Below are 20,314 nucleotides of genomic sequence, written 5' to 3'. Positions count from 1 at the left end.
AATAAAACGGCTTGATTTATAGGTTCAAGCCGCTTTTTGCATATTATTTACGATAGCCTTTGACACAATATTGATTCTTTTCTTCGACATAGTTTAATGATTCTACGAGGGTACGTTGTTGCAGTTGATTCAACTCCTTCGTCTCCGTCACTTCCAACCATTCTTCATAGTAAGTCATTTGCGCTTTGACTTGTTCTTTTAAAAATGCTTTCAATCGTTCCACATCTGCATCATTGACTGCAGAAATTTGAATCGATGGATAAAGGTTTGGTTGAAATTCTCCCTCAATCAAGTCTGTCTTATTGTAGACTGTTACCATCAGGATTTCTTGCATTTCTAAGTCATTTACTAAATCGATGACTGTTTTTTCATGTAATGAAAACTGTGTGTTTGACGCATCCACTACATGCACTAATAAATCGACATCCGCGCTTTCTTCAAGAGTTGATTCAAAAGCATGAATCAATGTCGTTGGCAGATCTTGGATAAATCCTACCGTATCCGTTAAAGTCACTTCAAAATTCGGGAACAAGTCCACCTGTCTTGTTAGTGGATCAAGAGTCGCAAACAATTGATCCATTTGATAGGTTCCTGCCTGTGTTAATTGATTTAAAATCGTTGACTTCCCAGCATTCGTATATCCAATTAATCCAAGCTGGAATCCATTTGAACTCTTTCTCTTCTCCCGTGAACGTTCACGATGTTTCTTGATTTGTTCTAGCTGTTCTTCAATATCTTGAATTTGTTTACGAATATAACGTCTATCTGTTTCTAGGCGAGTTTCCCCTGGACCACGAGTACCGATTCCCCCACCTTGACGAGATAAACCTTCTCGTTGTCCTGAAAGACGAGGAAGCAAGTAGTTTAATTGCGCAAGCTGTACTTGAAGTTTCCCTTCTTTAGAACGAGCACGCATTGCAAAAATATCTAAAATCAATTGCACTCGGTCAATAATACGACAGTTAATCGATTCATTGAGATTTTTCACCATCGAACCAGTGAGCGATTGATAGAATACAACAAGATCCACTTCTAGTTCATCGACAAGATGGCTGATTTCTTCCACTTTTCCTTTCCCAACAAGCGTACGTCCACTAATCGACTCACGTTTTTGTGTCACAGTAGCAACCACTTCACCCATCGCTGTATCGACTAACTGCGCTAGCTCTTGGTTCGCATATGCGAAATCCTCATCAGTTTGCGTTGTTTGCATACTTACAATTAATACGCGTTCTCTTTGTTCCATTCTATCCCTCCTCTACAAAAGCTGTTAACTCTTCTAATAGTTCTTCTTTCTCTTTTGGATTCTCTAATAAATTCACCCAACGAATTTGTGGTAGTCGATTTCTAAACCACGTTAATTGACGTTTGGCGTATCGTCTTGAGTTTTGTTGAATAGTTGAAATAATCGCCTCACGCGACTGCTCTCCTTCAAAATACGGAATCCATTCCTTATATCCAATTCCACTAATCGATTGGATATCTAGACCTTTTGATTTTTCATATAACTCTCTAGCCTCTTCTTCCAGACCAGCCTGAGACATCAGTTCTACACGCAAATTGATGCGCTCATATAGTAGTGCTCGGTCTGTATTTAAACCAATAATAAACGCATCATAGTGCGGCGTCTTTTGAATTTCTAGGCTTGAGAACTTCTTGCCGGTTGCATGAATCACTTCTAGCGCACGAATCACGCGTCTAGGATTATTCACCGAAATCTTGGTAGCCGCCTCAGGATCTACTGCATTCAATTCATTCCAAAGAACCTCAGAACCTTTTTCTTCCAGTTCTTGTTCTTTTAATAAACGATAGTCCGGATCATTCGAACCTTCGCCACTATAATGGAATCCATATAATAGACCTTCGATATAGAGTCCTGTACCACCGACGATAATCGGTAGCCTCCCACGACTCGTAATTTCTGCAATAGCTGCTTCTGCCTTTTCTTTAAAGTCGCTTGCTGTAAAAGGTTCATCCCACTCACAAATATCTAATAGGTGGTGAGGAATACCTTCTTTTTCTTCCTCAGTAACTTTTGCAGTCCCAATATCAAACTCCTTATAAACTTGAAGCGAATCTCCATTAATGATTTCCCCATTGAAGTGTTTGGCTAGTTCAATACTGAGAGCTGTTTTCCCTACCGCGGTTGGACCCACGATAATCATAATTTTTGGTAGCTTATCGCTCATAATTCTCCTTTAATTGTAACGCCTTTTGCGGATAATCCGTAAAAATAGCTTCAATGTTTAGTTCAAAGCAACGGTTGATGTCTGTATCTTCATTCACTGTCCATACACGTAAAGGCAACTGATTCGTATTCCATTTAAGCGTCCAATCAAGCAACTTCAAATCAGGATGATACGATTCTTTTTCAAGCATGGCATCACCTTTATTTGCCCACTCAACTGACTCAAAGAGAAGTCCAATTTCTTGATCTGGCTTCATCTTTTTGAGCTCAACTAGTGTATATGGATTAAAGCTAGAATAGAAAATTACAAATGGCCACGCCTCGGTACTTTGAAGCGCGAGACATTTCTCAACGAGTCCTTCATATTGAATAATATCTGTTTTTAGCTCGATATTTAATTGCCCGTTAAAGTTCAATTCTTTTAATAAGTGAAGTACTTCGTCTAGCGTTGGAATCTTCTCACCTGCAAAATCGTTCTTAAACCAACTTCCTGCATCCATTGCTTTAATTTCTGCTAGCGTTAAGTTTCTGATTTCACCAGTACCATTGGTTGTACGGTCAACCGTTTCATCATGAACCACGACTAACTGTCCATCCTTTGTTAAATGGACATCAAGTTCAATGCCGTCACTACCGACAAGTACCGCTTCTCTAAAAGATGCGAGTGTGTTTTCTGGATGCGTTCCTTTACTCCCTCTATGTGCAAAGATTTTTGTCATTTGCGTTCACCTTCTGCTCGTGTATCATTTTCTTGTTTAATCGCGTTTGAAATTTGTAATAATTCTTTTGCATTTTCAAGTGTTAATGCGGTAATCGTTGTACCTGAAAGCATACGTGCGATTTCTTCGGTACGTTCTGTTTCGTTCATCACTTTTAGAATCGTATGTGTCCGTTCGCCTTCTTCGACTTTTTCAATATGAATATGCGTATCCGCCATACTTGCCACTTGTGGTAAATGCGTAATACTCAACACTTGAGCGTATTCTGAAATATAGTGCATCTTCGAAGCAATCGCCTGCGCCACACGTCCGCTGACACCTGTATCCACTTCGTCAAAAATAATTGTTCCAACAAGTTGTTCTTTCGTGAAGATGGATTTCATCGCTAAGGTAATACGAGACAACTCCCCACCAGAGACAATCTTGCTAAGAGGCTTCAACGGTTCCCCTTTATTCGTTGAAATGTAAAACTCAACGATGTCAATCCCGGTTTCGAGTAAGCTATCTGAAGTTTCAAATTGAATGGCAAATTGCGCATTCTCCATGTAGAGACCGTGCAATTCGCTCACAATATCTGCTTCTAAGCGTTTAGCCACTTCACGACGAATAATTGAAATCTTCTCTGCAATCGCAAAGGCTTCAAGAGTGGCCTGCTTCAACACTTTTTCAGTTTCAGCGATTAAAGTCTCTTTATTTTCAATCTTATTCAAAGCGTCTCTGGCTTTATCTTGGAAGGCTAGAATCTCTTCTGCATCATCCCCATATTTTCGTTTTAATTGATAGTAAACATCAAGACGCTCTTCAATAAAAGCAAGGCGTTCTTCATCAAATTCGGCATTTTCGATTTCATGACGAATCGCACTTGCAGCATCTTGCAGTTGATAGTAAGCCTCGCTCATTTGCGTAGAAAGTGCCTTAAAGCTTGTTGAAATTGACTCTAAACTTTCCACTTCACGAGTAGCTTCTCCGATGGCATCAATGCTTGAATATTCTTCACCTTCAAGTGCACCTAAAGCTGTCTGAAGAGCCGTTTGGATTTTTTGGAAATGCGTAAAGTATTCTTTTTCTTCGCTTAACTGCTCTTCTTCTCCCACATAAATATTAGCTTCTTCAATTTCTTGCAATTGGAATTTCAACATATCTACTCGTTGTGCGTCTTCTTTTTCTGCTGTTTGCAAGGCTCTAAGCTCTTGTTTGGCAGCAACCACTTTAGCGTATGCTTCATCGTACTCGGCCATTAATGAACCCATTTGATGATGTGCGAACTCATCTAATAGCCCTAAGTGTTTCTCTTCGTTTAATAAGAGGAAATGCTCATTTTGGCCATGAATATCTATTAAGTAAGGTCCGATTTGTTTGAGGAGCGCTACTGTAGCTAACTGACCATTAATGCGACAGTTTGATTTTCCATTTTGCAATAATTCACGTTGAATCATTAATTCATCTTCAACGACTTCAACCCCGAATTCTTGCAGCTTTTCAACAACGGCTGGATCCTCAATTCGGAATACCCCTTGAATCAAGGATTTTTCTTCACCATAACGAATCATCTCAAGCGATGCACGTTCACCAATTAATAGGCCCACCGCATCAATAATAATTGATTTCCCAGCGCCCGTTTCACCGGTTAAAACCGTCATTCCTTTTTCAAACGTACACTGAACTTCTTCGATAATGGCAAAATTCTTAATATAAATCTCTTGAATCAAGTTCGTCACCCTTTACTTTTTTAATCGTTGCGCTTCTTTAACCGTCTCACGCGCGAGTTCTTCAAATGAACGAACCTCATTTGGAGCCGTATTTCTTAAATGCGCTAAAAATTCAATATTTCCACTTCCACCAGTGATTGGTGAATACGTTACTTTTTCTACAGTAAATCCGATTTGTTCACTGAAGCTTAAAATATCCACTAATACATCTTCATGGACTTTTGGATCGCTGACAATTCCTTTTTTCCCAATGCGTTCACGACCTGCTTCGAATTGTGGTTTAATCAATACAAGCACGTCGCCGACTTCTTTTAGAATTGGTTTTAATGGCGGTAAAATCAGTTTCAACGAGATAAACGACACGTCGATGGATGCTACATCCGGTTGTCCTTTTGTAAAATCATCTGGTGTAGCGAAACGAAAATTCATTCGCTCCATGACAACAACACGATCATCTTGGCGTAGTTTGTAATCTAATTGGTTATAGCCCACATCGAGTGCGTAACTTTGTTTTGCCCCGTCTTGTAAGGCCGCATCTGTAAATCCACCAGTAGATGCACCAATATCTAATAAAATCTTTCCATCGACACTGACATCGAATTCTTTTAAGGCTTTTTCTAATTTCAAGCCGCCACGAGAGACGTACTTTAACGGTTCTCCTTTAATCATCAATGAACTCGTTACAGGAATTTTCTCCCCTGGTTTATCGTATCGGTTATGATTCACTGCATCCACAATCTGTCCAGCCATGACAAGACGTTTTGCTTTTTCTCTGGAATCCGTCAATCCTTGTTGGACGACCAGAATATCCACACGTTCTTTTTCCATTTGTTACTCCTATATTTCTAAATACGTTAAAAACTCAATGAGAAGAGCCTTGGTTTGTTCGTTCTCTAACGTAAAATCTACTCCATCCAAAGCATTCTTACAAAAGGCAATTTCAGTTGATAGGGCTTCTTTTGCACCTTCTACACCCAAAAGACTCGGATACGTATTTTTACTTAGTTCTGAATCCTTCCCTGTTTCTTTACCCGTTTGTTCACTTGTCCAACATACATCTTGTAAGTCGTTTTGAATTTGGAATGCTAGACCAAAGTGAGTTGCATAAGAAACAAAAGCTTCTTTCATCTTCGCATCATCGACAAAAAGATTCCCAAGACGAACAGCAGCTAGTAGTAACTCGCCGGTTTTCTCACGATGGATTTCTTTCATTCGTTCGAGAGTAATCGTCACTTCTTCACTAGCAATATCTTTCATTTGGCCAGAAATCATGCCACTCATACCAGAAGCACTCGATAAAATCTTCACGGCTTCCACTAATTGACGTGCTTCCAAGTTGGCATTTGCAGCCACTTCGAATGCTAATGTCAGTAATGCATCCCCAGCTAAAATCGCAGTGGCTTCGTCAAACGCTTTATGCACAGTTGGACGACCGCGACGCATGTCATCATCGTCCATTCCCGGTAAGTCATCATGAATAAGGGAATACGTATGAATCATCTCTAAGGCACATGCTAAGTCTAACGCGGCTTTATTTGTCGATGTTCCAGCAGAACCAACTGCAAGCGTTAAGAGCGGTCTAATGCGTTTCCCACCGGACTGTACCGCATAAAGCATAGCTTCTTTCAAGCGAGCTTCTGTTGGTCTTTCTTCAATAAGCTTTGTTAAGTGATTGGCTACGTCTTGTTGAAGTTGTTGAATGACAGCCTTCACCATAGGACTATGCCTCTTTTCCTTCTGCATTCACTGTAATCATTGCGCGAACAGTTTCTTCTGCTTTTGTTAATGTTTCATTACAAAATTGGCTAAGTTCCATTCCTTCTTTAAATTTATCTAATGCTTCATCAAGTGGAACATTTCCACTTTCCAATTGTCTAACGATTTGTTCTAATGCAGACATTGCTTCTTCAAATTTTAATGTTTTCTTCGCCATTATAAACTCTCCTTGTTCTTTTCATTAACGGTCGCATTTACAAGACCATCACTTAACCGAATCTCTATTTCTTCATTATTTTCAATTTGTTCTACCGAATTTACGATTGTTCCTTTTTTAAACACAATACCGTATCCTCGCGTCATAATTTTTAATGGACTGAGTAAATCCAATTTCTCTACTAGTTGGTGGAACCTAATTTGCTTATCCTGCAAGTAGTTTTGATTACTATCAAGTAATTGCTTTTGTAACCATTCAAGTTTTTGCTTTTGTTGAATTAACAATTGTTCTGGCGATAATAATTGCAGACGGTGCGTAAATTGCATCGATTGTTGTTTTGCCAGATGAAGTCTTTGTTGCATCCCTTGCATCAACTTCAATCGCAATTGATCCACTTGCTGTGCATACACTTCATACATGCGTTCTGGTTTTACAAAAATACCAGACTTTTCTAGTTTACTTAATAACTCTTTACGAGTGTTCAATTGGTTAAGCATCGTTGTTTGCAAGCGACCCGTTAAGTTTCCAAGTGTTAAATGGATGTCATTGAGTACCGGTGTCGCGAGCTCAGCTGCAGCAGTCGGTGTTGCTGCACGTTGGTCAGCTGCAAAGTCCGTTAAGGTCGTATCAGTTTCATGCCCAACACTCGAGATAATCGGTAGTGAGAATGAAGCAACACGTCTTACAACAGGTTCTTCGTTAAAGGCCCATAAATCTTCTATGGAACCTCCACCACGACCAATAATAACAACATCAGCATCCGACTGTTCTACTAAGTCTAAATTTTTAAGAATGCTTGGAACCGCGTGCACTCCTTGGACCACTGTTGGATATAACACGAGTTGCGCAATCGGGAAACGGCGAGCAACTGTTGTTTGAATATCTCGAATAACGGCACCTGTATCACTCGTTAAAATCGCAATTTTCTTTGGAAATACAGGAATCGGTTTCTTCGGTCCAGAGAATACTCCTTCTTCAGTTAATTTTTTCTTCAACTGTTCATAGGCTTGATAAAGAGCTCCTACTCCATCTGGTTCCATGTGCTCAATAATCATTTGATATTTCCCAGATTTCTCATAGACCGTAACACGACCAATCACAAGAACCTTCATTCCTTCTTCGGGTTGGAATTGAATTTTCTTATAGGCGCCTTGGAACATCGTTGCTGCGATAATCGCATTTTCATCCTTCAAGTTGAAATACTTATGCACACTATTTTTATTAAAGTTCGAAATTTCTCCCGTCAAATAAACGCGGTCTAAGTGCGGATCACGGTCAAATTTAGTTTTAATATACTTCGTCAGCGCACTGACGGTTAAGTATTCTTGTTCCATGTCCTACTCCTTCTTACTTTTTGCATTTTTTACGGTTTGCGCTAGTAACATCGCAATCGTCATTGGACCTACTCCGCCAGGAACTGGTGTAATAGCACTTGTGAGTGGTGCCACTTCTTCAAAATCAACATCTCCACAGAGTTTTCCAGCTTCATTACAGTTAATCCCAACATCAATCACAACGGCTCCTTCTTTTACGAAGTCTTTTGTAATAAGTCCTGCTTTCCCTACTGCACTAATGAGAATGTCAGCGCGTTTTGCCACTTGCTCTAGATTTTTTGTACGGCTATGACAAACCGTAACTGTCGCTCCATGATTCAACCCTAAAAGTGCCATTGGCCGTCCTACAATTGTACTTTGGCCGATAATCACCATCTCTTTTCCAATAAGGTCAATATTGTATTCTTTGAAGAATTCCATAATTCCTTGTGGAGTACATGGGACAATCGATTCATCTTTTTGAAGTAACTTTCCTAAGTTTACTGGGTGAAAACCGTCGACGTCTTTTTCAGGAACGATTGCTTCTAAGACTGCATCTGTATCGATATGCTTTGGCAAGGGTAATTGCACCAAAATCCCATGAACGCTAACATCATGGTTGAGTATATTCACGTATTCTAATAACTCTTCTTGTGTCGTTTCTTCACTGAGGCGAATCACGTTTGAATGAATGCCTACTTCAGTAGCAGCGCGTTCTTTATTACGCACGTATACTTGGCTAGCTGGGTCTTCTCCAACGAGAATAACCGTTAGTGAAGGTGTAACTCCACTCTTAGAAAGTTGTTGTACTTCCTGTTTTAGTTCTTCTCTTATTTTTCCAGCTAATGCTTTCCCATCTAGAATTTGCGTCATAGAAGTCTCCTTTTTAAAAAATAATCTCTAGTTTTGATAAAAATAAAATATGTATGGTGAAATTAACAAATGTGTGAATTAACATATATGTTAATTATTGAGCGCGAAGAAGGTGGCTGCGTGTTAGATTGCTCGCATCCTGAAGTTGAGTTCGTCTTCGCAGAAATCGCGTCCACTTCCCAAACCATACGCACATCGTTTTTAACGATGCTTGCGTTGGTTTGGTCCAGTGGTCGATTTCTACCCGCGAAGACTCACATCCTGTTTTAAAAAAGAGTCTGAAACGTTTGCTTCAGACTCTCCTCTTAGAATCTTACCCATTTACAAAGTTTGATAAGATACCATTAATAAATTTCGCTGATTTTTCATCACTGTAAGTTTTGGCAATTTCAATTGCTTCGTTTAACGCTACAGTTTGTGGAACTTCTAATTCTGGAGAAGTCATCTCAAAGATTGCTACTCGCATGATGATCAAGTCTAAACGTACAATACGATTTAACTTCCATCTCTTAGAGTGTTTTTCAATTAATCCATCAATCTTTTCAAGATTATTTTGTACTCCTCTTACTAATGCAATGCTGTATGCAATTTCTGGCACTTCATTTATTAAATCTTCTTCCGTAATTGCATCGCTAGAATAAGGTGAATCTTCTGAGCATTCCAACGCAAGACTGAGCGCATCCACAATGTGCATTTCAGGAGTCATATCTAATTGATATAATGCTTGAATTGCCAACACACGTAGTGCTCGTCTTTTTAATGGTTTACGACTCACTATTCATCCCCCAATTCAAATAATTCAGTTTCTTCTTGTTTCACAGGTAAAATCTCATGAACGTGAACATTTACTTGTGAAATAACGAGTTCACAACTGAATAGCAATTGTTCTTTAATTTTGTTTTGTAATAATAATGCTATTTTAGGAATTGAAACCCCATAGTCTACGTTTCCGTAAATATCGATTACAAAGGATCCATTTTCCTCTGTTAAGTAAGCCCCTTTAGATAGTTCTTTCCCACCAAAGATGGTATTTAATAAACCAGGAACAGGATAAAATCCTTTTACTTGTGCAGCTACAATCCCTGCAATACTTTCAATTACTTCAGGTGCAATTTCAATAGCGCCTAGTTCTTTATCTTTAGAATATTTCTTCATTTGTTCCATTTTGTAACCTCCTTTTTTACTAGAAAATTACTCTTTAAAAGATTTTCTCAGTCTCATTTAGTTTACCATGAAACAGGTATTCTAACAACTACAGTCCATTTTAAAGGATGATTAATTCACGAGGAACTTGTTGAATGACTTCGCCGCCAGTTTCATTGATAATAATGTCATCTTCAATACGTACTCCACCCACACCTGGAAGATAAATTCCTGGTTCATTTGTAATCACATTTCCTGGTACAAATGCTTGTGTTGCAATACGAGAAACATTTGGTGCTTCGTGGATTTCAAGACCGATACCATGTCCTGTTGAATGAGTGAAGTATTCTCCATAGCCACGGCTAGAAATGTAGTCACGAGCAATCTTGTCTAATTCTACACCTGTTTTACCAGGACCCGCTGCTTCACTTACTTTTAATTGAGCTTGTAAGACAACATCGTGAATTTCTTTTAATTGGTCGATAGGTTCGCCTACTGCAATGGTTCTAGTCATATCTGACACATACCCATTGTAATAGCAACCAAAGTCTAGTGTTACAAGGTCACCTTTTTCAATAACTTTTGCACTCGCAACTCCGTGAGGCATTGAAGAACGAACTCCGCTTGCAATAATCGTATCAAATGAAACTCCTGTCGCACCTAGTCCACGCATATAGAAATCTAATTCATTTGCCACTTGGATTTCAGTCACTCCTGGTTTGATGAAATCTAAAATGTGTAAAAATGCAGCATCTGAAATACGACATGCTTCACGAATTGTTTGAATTTCTCCTGCGTCTTTCACTTCACGAATTTTTTCGACAATGTTTTGTGTTGGAATTAATGCTGTATCAAATGCATCTTCAAAGATTTCTAATTGAGAAACTGAAACATGGTCTGCTTCAAACCCAACAAATTTTAAGTCGTTTTCGCGAATGATTTTTTCAAATGCTGGAACCCAACCTGTTTTGTGTTCAATCACATGAAATCCTTGTGCTTGTTGTTGAGCTTGTTGTGTATAACGAGCATCGGTAACAAAATAAGCGTCTGTTAATGTGATTAATGCAAACCCAGTTGTTCCAGTAAAGTTGGCTAAATAACGTAAATTGTATGGACTATAAACAATGAATCCATCAATTTCTTGTTCTTTCATGGAATTTCTTACTTTTTCTAAACGTGTCATAAACAATCCCTCCAATGAAAATGGTAACTTTAGTATAACAAAAAAGAGCCTAACAACAAAGTCAGGCTCCTTGATTTTACTCATTTTTAATACTGATTAAATCGTTCTAATCGACGAGATACAATCTCCTCTTTCGATTTCTTCATCCAAAAATCTAATTGTACTTTTAATTGCTCACGTAATTCTGATGCAATTTGTTCATTAGATTTTTTCTTCTCAAAAATCACTCGGTCAACAATTTTTTGATCTAATAAATCATGACAAGTAAATTTCATGAGTTCAGCAGCTTGGGCAGCTTTCGATCCATCTTTCCACAAAATAGATGCAAATCCTTCAGGAGAAAGAATAGAATACATCGCGTACTCCATCATCCAAACTTCATTAGCGACTGCCAACCCTAAGGCTCCACCACTACCGCCTTCACCACAGAGAATGGCAATAATGGGAACTTTGAGATGACTCATAATACGAAGATTATCCGCGATAGCTTCTCCGATTCCACGTTCTTCTGCAGTAGCCCCACAAAAAGCACCCGCTGTATTAATAAAGGTAACAATTGGACGATTAAACTTCTCCGCTTGCTTCATCAATCGTGCACTTTTTCGGTATCCTTCTGGATGCACTTGGCCAAAATTCGTTTTGAGATTTTCTTGAAGAGTATGCCCTTTTTCCATCCCAATAACGGTAACAGGAGTTCCATTTAAGGTAGCAATCCCACCTACTAAAGCTTTATCATCTGCATAATAACGATCTCCATGTAATTCAATGAAATCGTCAAATACAGCTTTAATCCATTCTTTTGTCGTTGGACGATTCACGTCACGCGCCAACGAAACAATTTTCATCGGTTTCATGCATTTGACTCCTTTCTATGAAGTACAAGAAGTTTATGAATTGTTTTTTTCATCTCTTTACGATGAATCACTGCATCAATAAAACCTTGCTCTAGCACGGTTTCCGCTGTTTGGAAATCATCAGGAAGTTGTTGATTCATTGTTTGTTCAATAACTCGCTTCCCTGCAAATCCTACGATGGCTTTAGGTTCAGCAAGAATAATATCCCCTTGCATCGCAAAACTAGCTGTTACCCCACCTGTAGTTGGATCTGTTAATACGGTTAAATAAAATAATCCAGCTTGATGATGTTCTTCAACCGCTCCAGAAATTTTAGCCATTTGCATCAGAGAAAAAATTCCTTCTTGCATTCTAGCTCCTCCAGAAGCAGTAAAAATAACTACTGGCAATTGGCGTTTGATTCCTTCCTGAAAAGCCTTGGTGATTTTTTCACCAACAACTTGTCCCATTGAACCCATCATAAAAAATGAATTCATGACACAGCAAATGAAGGTCTCTTCTCCAATGGTAGCAATCCCGACAGTAACAGCTTCATTTTCTTTAGCAACTTTTGCTGCTTTTTCTAATTTCGCTTCGTACCCTGGAAATGCCACATCCACTTTTGGTTTTTCATCTTCAAAAAGCTCTTCGAATTTGTCGACCGTAATGGCTAAACGTTCTGAAGCACTAATTCGAAAATGCGCATCACAATTTGGACAAACTTTTAGTGCCCCTAAATCTTCTTTGTAGACGGTCTTACCACAACCAGGACATTTAATCCATTTTCCATCTGGTACAGTAGGTAACTCAGACTGCTCAGACAAGTCTACTTTTATACGATTGATGGTGATATACGATCGTCTTTTAAACAGACCCATCTAATCACTCCTTTACTAAATCATTCTAATTCTCTTTAGGCTGATTCCAATGTTTCAAAAATTCCGATTCAACATAAGCAGTTGTATAATCGCCGCGTTTGAATGCTGAAGAATCTAATAAATCTTCCACAAATTCCTGGTTGGTATCTACACCTTCTACTACTAATTCAAATAACATGCGTTTCATTCTTAGAATCGCTTCTTCACGTGTCTTTCCATGTGCAATCAACTTCGTTAACATCGAATCATAGAAAGGTGGAATCTGATAGCCAGTATATAGAGCAGATTCAATACGAACGCCCATTCCACCAACAGGTTGATGAAGGAACGTTACCTTCCCTGGAGAAGGTCGGAATCCTTCAAATGGATTTTCAGCATTTAGACGACATTCAATGGCATGTCCTGAAAAAGAGATATCCTCTTGGGTAAACGGAAGCTCTTCTCCAGCAGCAATTTTGATTTGCTGTTGGACTAAATCCACATTCGTAATCATTTCTGTAATAGGATGTTCCACTTGAATTCGGGTATTCATTTCCATGAAATAGAAGTGTTTATCCTCATCTACAAGAAACTCGATGGTCCCTGCATTTTGATACCCTACTGCTTTGGCGGCTCGAACAGCTGCCTCTCCCATATCTCTTCTAAGTTGAGAAGAAAGAGAAGGACTTGGAGCTTCTTCAATAATTTTTTGATTTTTTCTTTGAAGTGAGCAATCACGCTCGCCAAGATGGACCACATTTCCATGTTGATCCGCTAAGATTTGTATTTCAATATGTTTTGCAGGATAAATGATTCTTTCCATGTACACATCTGCATTTCCAAAGGCTTGTAAGGCTTCTTGTCGAGCTGTGACAAATTGATGTTCAAATTCTTCCACAGACTCCACACGACGGATTCCTTTTCCTCCGCCACCTGCGACAGCTTTGATTAACAGAGGGAATCCAATTCGCTTAGCCAGTTCAATCCCTTCTTCTACAGTTGGCACTATATCATCGCTTCCTGGAATAACTGGTACATTTGCTGCAATCATCTGTTTACGTGCTTCTGCTTTATCTCCCATTTGAGAAATAACTTCACTAGAAGGTCCGATGAAAGTTATTTGACATTCTGCACACATTTTAGCAAATTTCGCATTTTCAGATAAAAATCCAAATCCTGGATGGATTGCTTGTGCGCCAGTAGTCACAGCCGCACTTAAAATATTTTCTACGTTTAAGTAAGAATCTTTTGAAGCAGCTGGGCCAATACAGACAGCGTGGTCCGCTAATTGTACATGAAGAGCATCTTTATCCGCTTGGGAATAGACTGCTACCGATTCAATTCCTAACTCACGACAAGCTCGAATAATACGGCAAGCAATCTCTCCACGGTTTGCGATTAGTACTCTATTAAACATAGGCTTAACGTCCAATAATAAAGGTTAATTCAGCTTCTGCGACTTTCTTACCATCGACATAAGCAACGCCTTTACCGATTCCTGCATATTCTTTTAATTTAACGATATCCACTTGAAGTGTTAACACATCCCCTGGAGTTACTTTTTGACGGAATTTAACATTGTTTAATCCGCCTAAGTAAGCTGTTTTTCCTTTGAAAGAATCAAGTTTTAATAATGGGATTGAACCAGCTTGTGCTAATGCTTCAACGATTAACACACCAGGCATTACAGGTTCACCAGGGAAATGTCCTTGGAAGAAGCTTTCGTTAAATGTCACGTTTTTACGCGCCACAACATGTTCACCTGGTACTAATTCATCAACACGGTCGATATATAAAATTGGTTGACGGTTAGGAATTAACTCAGCTACGTCAGTTACAGTCATAATGTTCATCTTTTTTTCCTCCTAAAATTGGGTTTAGCGAATCGCAAATAGTTTTTGTCCGAAATCAACCATTTGGCCGTTTTCTACAAGGACTTCCACCACTTCACCATTGAAGTCACTCTTAATTTCGTTCATGATTTTCATTGCTTCGACAATACATACAGTATCGTTTGAAGTGATTTGTTTACCCACTTGTACAAATGGATCTGCATCTGGTGAAGATTGTAAGTAAACCACCCCAACGATTGGGCTTGTAATGTATTTTGCATCTGTTGCAACTTGTGGTGTTTCTTGAGCTTCTGCAGAAGAAGCGGCATTTACTGGTGCAACTTCTACTACTGGACTTGCCACGTTTGCAACGGGTGCAACGGCATTAGAAACGACTTGAGGGTATTCCTCACGTTTACTAAATTGCACTTCGAACTCTTCATTTGATAAATGAAACTCCGTCATGTTCGATTCATTGAACAAAGTCATTAGTTCTTTAATTTCTTCTACATTCATGTATTAATCCTTCCATTTCTTCACACAGATAACGGCATTATGTCCTCCGAAACCAAGTGAATTACTGATCGCTACTTCTACTTTCGTTGCAACACCAACATTTGGAGTTACATCTAAATCACAAGCTTCATCTTGCTCTGTAACATTAATCGTTGGTGGAATAAAATCTTCCTCAACTGCCTTCACACAAGCAATTGCTTCAATTGCTCCTGCAGCTCCTAATAAGTGACCAGTCATTGATTTTGTACTAGACACATGAACCTTATCCGCTGCTTCTTTTAATGCATAACGAATTGAAGTTGTTTCAGCAGAATCGTTTGCTGGAGTACCTGTTCCGTGAGCATTCACATAGTCTACTTCGCTTGGAGTTACTCCTGCTTCTTCGATAGCTTGTAGAATTGCTTTACCAGCACCACTTCCGTCAGGATTTGGAGCAGTCATATGATAAGCATCTCCGGTAGCACCATATCCAACGACTTCTGCATAAATTTTAGCACCGCGTTTTTGTGCGTGTTCTAGGCTTTCAAGAACAAGAACCCCTGCTCCTTCACCCATTACGAATCCGCCACGCTTTTTGTCAAATGGTAATGAAGCTGCATTTGGATCTTCGCTGCTTGAAAGAGCCGTTAAAGCCGCAAAACCTGCAATTCCGATTTCACAAATAGAACCTTCCGCACCACCGGCTAAAATCACATCAGAGTATCCATGTTTAATGTTACGGAATGCTTCCCCGATGGCATGAGTTCCTGTTGCACAAGCAGTTACTAATGACGTACATACACCACGTGCACCAATTTTCATTGAGATATTTCCTGCGACCATATTACCGATAGCCATTGGAACAAATAATGGAGCTACACGAGTTGGACCTTTATCATGCATTTTAATGATTTGGCTTTCCATTACGGTTAACCCACCGATACCAGAACCCACCATAACACCAAAACGGTCGTAGTCTGTATTTTCTGGAGTAATCCCGCTGTCTTCTACCGCTTGCATTGCTGCTGCAAGTCCGTATTGACAGAATAAATCCATTCGTTTTGCTTCTTTACGATCCATGTATTTTGTAGCATCGAAGTCTTTCACTTCAGCAGCCACATAAACATCTAAGTCTTTTTTATCAAATTTTGTAATTGGAGCAATTCCGTTCTTACCTTCTTTAAGGCCTTCCCAGAAGCTTGCTACATCATTTCCTAAAGGAGTGATGGCTCCCATTCCTGTAATTACTACTCGATTCATTGTTTTCCTCCTTTAAGAGATTACATGTATAATCCGCCGTTAACGTTTAACACTTGTCCTGTAACGTATTTTGTTTCCGCTAAGAACACACATGCTTCAGCAATGTCTTCTACTGTACCAAAACGACGTACTGGGATTTGTTTTTCCCACTCATTACGAATCTTTTCAGGTAATGCTTGTGTCATATCTGTATCGATGTATCCAGGAGCAATAGCATTTACTGTAATCCCACGAGAACCAATTTCTTTAGCAACAGATTTTGTTAAACCAATGATTCCAGCTTTACTTGCAGCATAGTTTGCTTGACCTGCATTTCCAGTAACCCCAACGATACTTGTAATGTTAATAATGCTTCCTGATTTTTGTTTTACGAAAACTGGAGTCGCAAAACGAATCATATTGAAGTATCCTTTTAAGTTAATATTCATTACATCGTCAAAATCAGATTCACTCATACGCATTAATAAACCATCTCGCGTAATTCCAGCGTTATTGACTAACACGTCAATGCGTCCAAAACGCTCTTTTACTTCGTTAATAAAGTTTTCAGCTACGTCGAATTTCGAAACGTCTCCAACAAACGTCATCACTTCACCAGGATAAGCATCAAATTGAGCAAGTGTTTCTGCATCAATTTCACGAGTACCGTTTAAAACAACATTAGCACCAAGTTTGGCAAATTCTAATGCGATCCCAAGACCAATCCCACGACGGCTCCCTGTTACAACAACTGTTTTATCTTTAAATTTCATTTCGTTATCCTTTCAGTTCCTTTACTTTTTCAATGGTTTCTGACATTGCTTTAAGGCTATCTGTTTGGAATAATTGAACAGAAGCACCTTTTGCTTTGGCAATTTGTTTCACCATTTGCGTCAATGTTTTGCCAGGACCTACTTCAATAAAGACATCTACGCCGTCTTGAAGCATCCACTCTACATTTTGTTTCCATTTTACGGCATTCGTAATTTGATCACAGAGAACGTCTTTTGAAGGTACGCCTTCATGTGGAGTGCCTAACGTATTGCTTAATACCGGGCATTTACTTTCGTGTAACTCTGCCACTTCCATCTCAGGAGCAAAGCGAACTTTCGCTTCTTTCATTAATGGTGTATGGAAAGGTCCAGATACTACTAGTGGCACAGCTCTTTTAGCGCCAGCTTCTAAGCATTTTTCGCTTGCAACATCAACTGCTTCTGCATGACCACCAATGACTAATTGTCCTGGTGTGTTGTAGTTTGAAGGAACTACAAGTGCTTCTGGTGTAGAGACTTCAAGGCAAATGTCTTCGATAACATTGTCTTCAAGACCTAAAACGGCCACCATTTTCCCTTCGCCTTCTACAACCGCTTCTTGCATATATTGACCGCGTTTGGCGACTAAATTTAGAGCTTCCTTGAAGTCAAGGACTCCTGCTTCCACAAGCGCTGAATATTCACCTAGAGACAATCCAGCAGCCACATCTGGTATGATGCCTTCTTGTTCTAATACACTTGCTAACGCATGAGAAACCGTTAATAACAACGGTTGCGTATATTCTGTTTGATTGATTCGTGTGGCAGGTTCTTCCAAAAGAATGTCCGTCACACTGTATGGCAGAACGTTACTTGCTTCTTCAAAAACAGCTTTAGCCACCTCGAAGTGCTCAGCAATTTCTAAGCCCATTTGTGGTTTTTGACTTCCTTGACCTGGAAATAAAAATGCGATTTTCATGAGTTTCCTCCTATTGCGCTGTAAAAAAAATGGTGGAAATATGCTAAATAAGCATATTTCACCATTCCCTTTTTTCATTTAATTAAAAACGTGCAAGTTCTTTCTGGATGACTTCATGAGATTCGGCCATCAATTCTTGAATAATCTCTGAACAGCTTTGTTCTTTTGAGATTAAACCAGCAATTTGTCCAGCCATCATTGATCCCATTTGAGTATCTCCTTCCACTACGATTCTACGTAAAGCACCACGTCCAATTTCTTCTAAACGTTCAAAATCAGGATTTTCTTTACTAGTTTCCTCTTTTTCCGCTTGAAGATAAATCTTCGTTAATTTATTACGTAAAACTCGAACTGGGTGACCTGTAATTTGTCCAGTAATAACAGTATCGATATCTTTTGCCTTTAAAACAGAAGCTTTAAAGTTGTCATGTGCAGTACACTCAGTAGAGACCAAAAATCTTGTTCCTAGTTGAACCGCATCGGCACCTAACATTAAAGCAGCTGCCATTCCGCGACCATCTCCGATACCACCTGCACCAATCACTGGTACACTCACTGCATCTACTACTTGAGGTAATAGAGCCATAGTTGTGGACTTACCAATGTGTCCACCGGCTTCCATTCCTTCTACTACAATAGCATCTGCTCCTTCTTTTTCCATTCTTTTTGCTAAAGCAACCGAAGCGACAACTGGAATAACTGTGATACCAGCTTCTTTAAACTTCGCCATATATTTGCCAGGACTACCAGCACCAGTACAAACCACTTTAACGCCAGCCTGACAGACAACATCCACTACTTCATCAACAAATGGACTTAATAGCATAATATTTACACCATAAGGTTTATCTGTTAAACGATTCATTTCTTCAATAAATCCTTTAACGACTTCGCCAGGAGCATGTCCGCATGCAACGATTCCTAGACCGCCAGCATTAGACACAGCACTTGCAAGCGCAGGATTTGCAACCCATGCCATTCCTCCTTGGATAATCGGATATTCAATTCCAATCATTTCGCAGATTCTTGATTTCATGTGTTACCATCCTTTTTTGTGATTATTTTTCAGCTAATTGTTTATCAACGTAGTTCACTAAGTCTTGAACTGTTTCTAGACCTTCTTTAGTATCGATTTTTACATCGAATTCATCTTCGATATCGTTGATGATTTGGAATAAATCTAAGCTATCTGCGTCTAATTCATCTTTAAGACGAGTAGTTAATTGTACTTCTTCTTCCTCTTTACCTAATTGATCTACGATAATTGCTTGAATTTTTTCAAATGTCATTGTGTTTTCCTCCAATATTTTAAAAATTATAATGTGATTGTGATACTTCCCCAGGCAAGGCCACCGCCAAAACCTGATAGAAGAATTTTTTTATGTTCTCCGATTTTCAATGTTCCATTTTCTACGAGTTCATTAAATAAAATCGGAATACTAGCAGCCGAAGTGTTTCCAACATGATCGATATTCATTGGGAATTTTTCGATCGGTTGTTTTAATTTCTTAGCCACTTGTTCGACTAAACGACGATTTGCTTGATGTAACAAGTACAAATCAATATCGTCAGCTGTATATCCAGCCTTTTGTAAAGTATCTTGGATATTGACTGGAACAGTTTTGCTGACTAATTCATAAACGCCTCGACCATCCATTGTCATGGTTGAAACTGTTTGATTTGTCATTCTTTTTCCAGCGACTAATGCCTCAGATTTCTGTCCATCATTTTGTAATGTTTCCGCCAAAAAAAATGGCTCTTCATCTTTTTGTAAAAGAACAGCTCCAGCACCATCTCCAAAGAGAATAGCCGTTGAGCGGTCTCCCCAATCGAGTGAACTAAGCATCGTTTCTGCTCCGATGACGATTCCGTATTTTCTTTGCCCGTGTTCTAACATCTTTAGTCCAGTAGACAATGCAAATACAAAACCACTACAAGCTGCACTCACATCGAACGCAAAAGCATTCGTTGCTCCGATAGCTCCTTGTACAAGAGACGCGCAAGAAGGACTTGCTGCATCAGGTGTCATCGTTGCTACAATGATAAATTCAATAGATTCAGGATTAATCTGACTCTTTTCAACTAAGCGTTTTGCGGCAATTGTTGCCAAATCACTTGTTGTCTGTTCTTTTGCCCAATATCGGGTTTTGATTCCTGTTCTCTTTACGATCCATTCATCAGAAGTATCTACTCGTTTCGCCCAGTCATCATTTGTGATCACGGACGTTGGGAGATAGGAACTTGTCGCTATCACTTGAACCCCCAC

General features: G+C 39.2%; 23 protein-coding genes. All 23 read right to left on the bottom strand.

Going from position 1 to position 20,314, the window contains the following annotated elements; translation table 11 throughout:
- Positions 1–43: 43 nt before the first annotated feature.
- Positions 44–1,246, bottom strand: coding sequence for a GTPase HflX (gene hflX / locus NQ540_RS04395; RefSeq protein WP_005605305.1), 1,203 nt, complete (start codon positions 1,244–1,246; stop codon positions 44–46).
- A 1-nt stretch (position 1,247) separates the two neighbouring features.
- Positions 1,248–2,189: a tRNA (adenosine(37)-N6)-dimethylallyltransferase MiaA gene (miaA, locus tag NQ540_RS04390; protein WP_005605304.1), complete on the bottom strand. Its 942-nt coding sequence runs from the start codon at positions 2,187–2,189 to the stop codon at positions 1,248–1,250.
- The gene (locus tag NQ540_RS04385; RefSeq protein ID WP_005605302.1) at positions 2,179–2,907 is read right to left on the bottom strand and encodes a glycerophosphodiester phosphodiesterase; all 729 of its coding nucleotides are present in this window, start codon (positions 2,905–2,907) and stop codon (positions 2,179–2,181) included. Before NQ540_RS04385 ends, miaA begins: the two co-directional genes overlap by 11 nt.
- The gene (gene recN, locus NQ540_RS04380) at positions 2,904–4,625 is read right to left on the bottom strand and encodes a DNA repair protein RecN (RefSeq protein WP_005605301.1); all 1,722 of its coding nucleotides are present in this window, start codon (positions 4,623–4,625) and stop codon (positions 2,904–2,906) included. The genes NQ540_RS04385 and recN overlap by 4 nt, the downstream gene beginning before the upstream one ends.
- Before the next feature lie 3 nt (positions 4,626–4,628).
- On the bottom strand, positions 4,629–5,444 hold the full coding sequence (locus tag NQ540_RS04375) for a TlyA family RNA methyltransferase (protein ID WP_005605300.1): 816 nt from the start codon (positions 5,442–5,444) through the stop codon (positions 4,629–4,631).
- A 9-nt stretch (positions 5,445–5,453) separates the two neighbouring features.
- A complete protein-coding gene (locus tag NQ540_RS04370; protein ID WP_156780408.1) occupies positions 5,454–6,332 on the bottom strand; it encodes a polyprenyl synthetase family protein in 879 nt (292 codons plus the stop codon).
- A gap of 4 nt (positions 6,333–6,336) precedes the next feature.
- Positions 6,337–6,549 (bottom strand): exodeoxyribonuclease VII small subunit, encoded by a 213-nt coding sequence (gene xseB / locus NQ540_RS04365; RefSeq protein WP_005605298.1) that lies wholly within the window; start codon positions 6,547–6,549, stop codon positions 6,337–6,339.
- The gene (gene xseA, locus NQ540_RS04360) at positions 6,549–7,883 is read right to left on the bottom strand and encodes an exodeoxyribonuclease VII large subunit (protein WP_005605297.1); all 1,335 of its coding nucleotides are present in this window, start codon (positions 7,881–7,883) and stop codon (positions 6,549–6,551) included. The genes xseB and xseA overlap by 1 nt, the downstream gene beginning before the upstream one ends.
- A gap of 3 nt (positions 7,884–7,886) precedes the next feature.
- Positions 7,887–8,735 (bottom strand): bifunctional methylenetetrahydrofolate dehydrogenase/methenyltetrahydrofolate cyclohydrolase FolD, encoded by an 849-nt coding sequence (gene folD, locus NQ540_RS04355; protein WP_005605295.1) that lies wholly within the window; start codon positions 8,733–8,735, stop codon positions 7,887–7,889.
- A 313-nt stretch (positions 8,736–9,048) separates the two neighbouring features.
- Complete coding sequence (gene nusB / locus NQ540_RS04350; RefSeq protein WP_005605293.1) at positions 9,049–9,510, bottom strand: transcription antitermination factor NusB; 462 nt, start codon at positions 9,508–9,510, stop codon at positions 9,049–9,051.
- Positions 9,510–9,899, bottom strand: a complete 390-nt coding sequence (locus tag NQ540_RS04345) for an Asp23/Gls24 family envelope stress response protein (RefSeq protein WP_005605292.1) — start codon at positions 9,897–9,899, stop codon at positions 9,510–9,512. The genes nusB and NQ540_RS04345 overlap by 1 nt, the downstream gene beginning before the upstream one ends.
- Positions 9,900–9,999: 100 nt before the next feature.
- Positions 10,000–11,061 (bottom strand): M24 family metallopeptidase, encoded by a 1,062-nt coding sequence (locus NQ540_RS04340; protein ID WP_039848755.1) that lies wholly within the window; start codon positions 11,059–11,061, stop codon positions 10,000–10,002.
- Positions 11,062–11,147: 86 nt separating this feature from the next.
- Positions 11,148–11,915 (bottom strand): acetyl-CoA carboxylase carboxyl transferase subunit alpha, encoded by a 768-nt coding sequence (gene accA / locus NQ540_RS04335; protein ID WP_005605288.1) that lies wholly within the window; start codon positions 11,913–11,915, stop codon positions 11,148–11,150.
- Positions 11,912–12,772 carry an acetyl-CoA carboxylase, carboxyltransferase subunit beta gene (gene accD / locus NQ540_RS04330; protein WP_005605287.1) on the bottom strand — a complete coding sequence of 287 codons (861 nt, stop codon included), beginning with the start codon at positions 12,770–12,772 and terminating at the stop codon, positions 11,912–11,914. The genes accA and accD overlap by 4 nt, the downstream gene beginning before the upstream one ends.
- 25 nt (positions 12,773–12,797) lie before the next feature.
- Entirely contained in the window at positions 12,798–14,168 is a 1,371-nt protein-coding gene (accC, locus tag NQ540_RS04325) for an acetyl-CoA carboxylase biotin carboxylase subunit (protein ID WP_039848754.1), read from the bottom strand.
- A 4-nt stretch (positions 14,169–14,172) separates the two neighbouring features.
- Positions 14,173–14,604 carry a 3-hydroxyacyl-ACP dehydratase FabZ gene (gene fabZ / locus NQ540_RS04320; protein WP_005605285.1) on the bottom strand — a complete coding sequence of 144 codons (432 nt, stop codon included), beginning with the start codon at positions 14,602–14,604 and terminating at the stop codon, positions 14,173–14,175.
- A gap of 24 nt (positions 14,605–14,628) precedes the next feature.
- Positions 14,629–15,099: an acetyl-CoA carboxylase biotin carboxyl carrier protein gene (accB, locus tag NQ540_RS04315; RefSeq protein ID WP_005605284.1), complete on the bottom strand. Its 471-nt coding sequence runs from the start codon at positions 15,097–15,099 to the stop codon at positions 14,629–14,631.
- A 3-nt stretch (positions 15,100–15,102) separates the two neighbouring features.
- Positions 15,103–16,338, bottom strand: coding sequence for a beta-ketoacyl-ACP synthase II (fabF, locus tag NQ540_RS04310; protein WP_005605283.1), 1,236 nt, complete (start codon positions 16,336–16,338; stop codon positions 15,103–15,105).
- 20 nt (positions 16,339–16,358) lie between these two features.
- Positions 16,359–17,090: a 3-oxoacyl-[acyl-carrier-protein] reductase gene (gene fabG / locus NQ540_RS04305; RefSeq protein WP_005605282.1), complete on the bottom strand. Its 732-nt coding sequence runs from the start codon at positions 17,088–17,090 to the stop codon at positions 16,359–16,361.
- A gap of 4 nt (positions 17,091–17,094) precedes the next feature.
- Positions 17,095–18,048, bottom strand: a complete 954-nt coding sequence (gene fabD / locus NQ540_RS04300; RefSeq protein ID WP_039848753.1) for an ACP S-malonyltransferase — start codon at positions 18,046–18,048, stop codon at positions 17,095–17,097.
- Between the two features lie 82 nt (positions 18,049–18,130).
- A complete protein-coding gene (fabK, locus tag NQ540_RS04295) occupies positions 18,131–19,084 on the bottom strand; it encodes an enoyl-[acyl-carrier-protein] reductase FabK (protein ID WP_039848752.1) in 954 nt (317 codons plus the stop codon).
- 22 nt (positions 19,085–19,106) lie between these two features.
- Positions 19,107–19,337 carry an acyl carrier protein gene (locus NQ540_RS04290; RefSeq protein WP_005605278.1) on the bottom strand — a complete coding sequence of 77 codons (231 nt, stop codon included), beginning with the start codon at positions 19,335–19,337 and terminating at the stop codon, positions 19,107–19,109.
- 26 nt (positions 19,338–19,363) lie between these two features.
- Positions 19,364–20,314 carry a beta-ketoacyl-ACP synthase III gene (locus NQ540_RS04285; protein ID WP_005605273.1) on the bottom strand — a complete coding sequence of 317 codons (951 nt, stop codon included), beginning with the start codon at positions 20,312–20,314 and terminating at the stop codon, positions 19,364–19,366.

The sequence above is a fragment of the Granulicatella adiacens ATCC 49175 genome (genome assembly GCF_025150565.1).
In the GTDB taxonomy this organism is placed as follows: domain Bacteria; phylum Bacillota; class Bacilli; order Lactobacillales; family Aerococcaceae; genus Granulicatella; species Granulicatella adiacens.
Note: the sequence above shows the minus strand (reverse complement) of the source record. Positions and strands in the feature narration are given on the sequence as shown.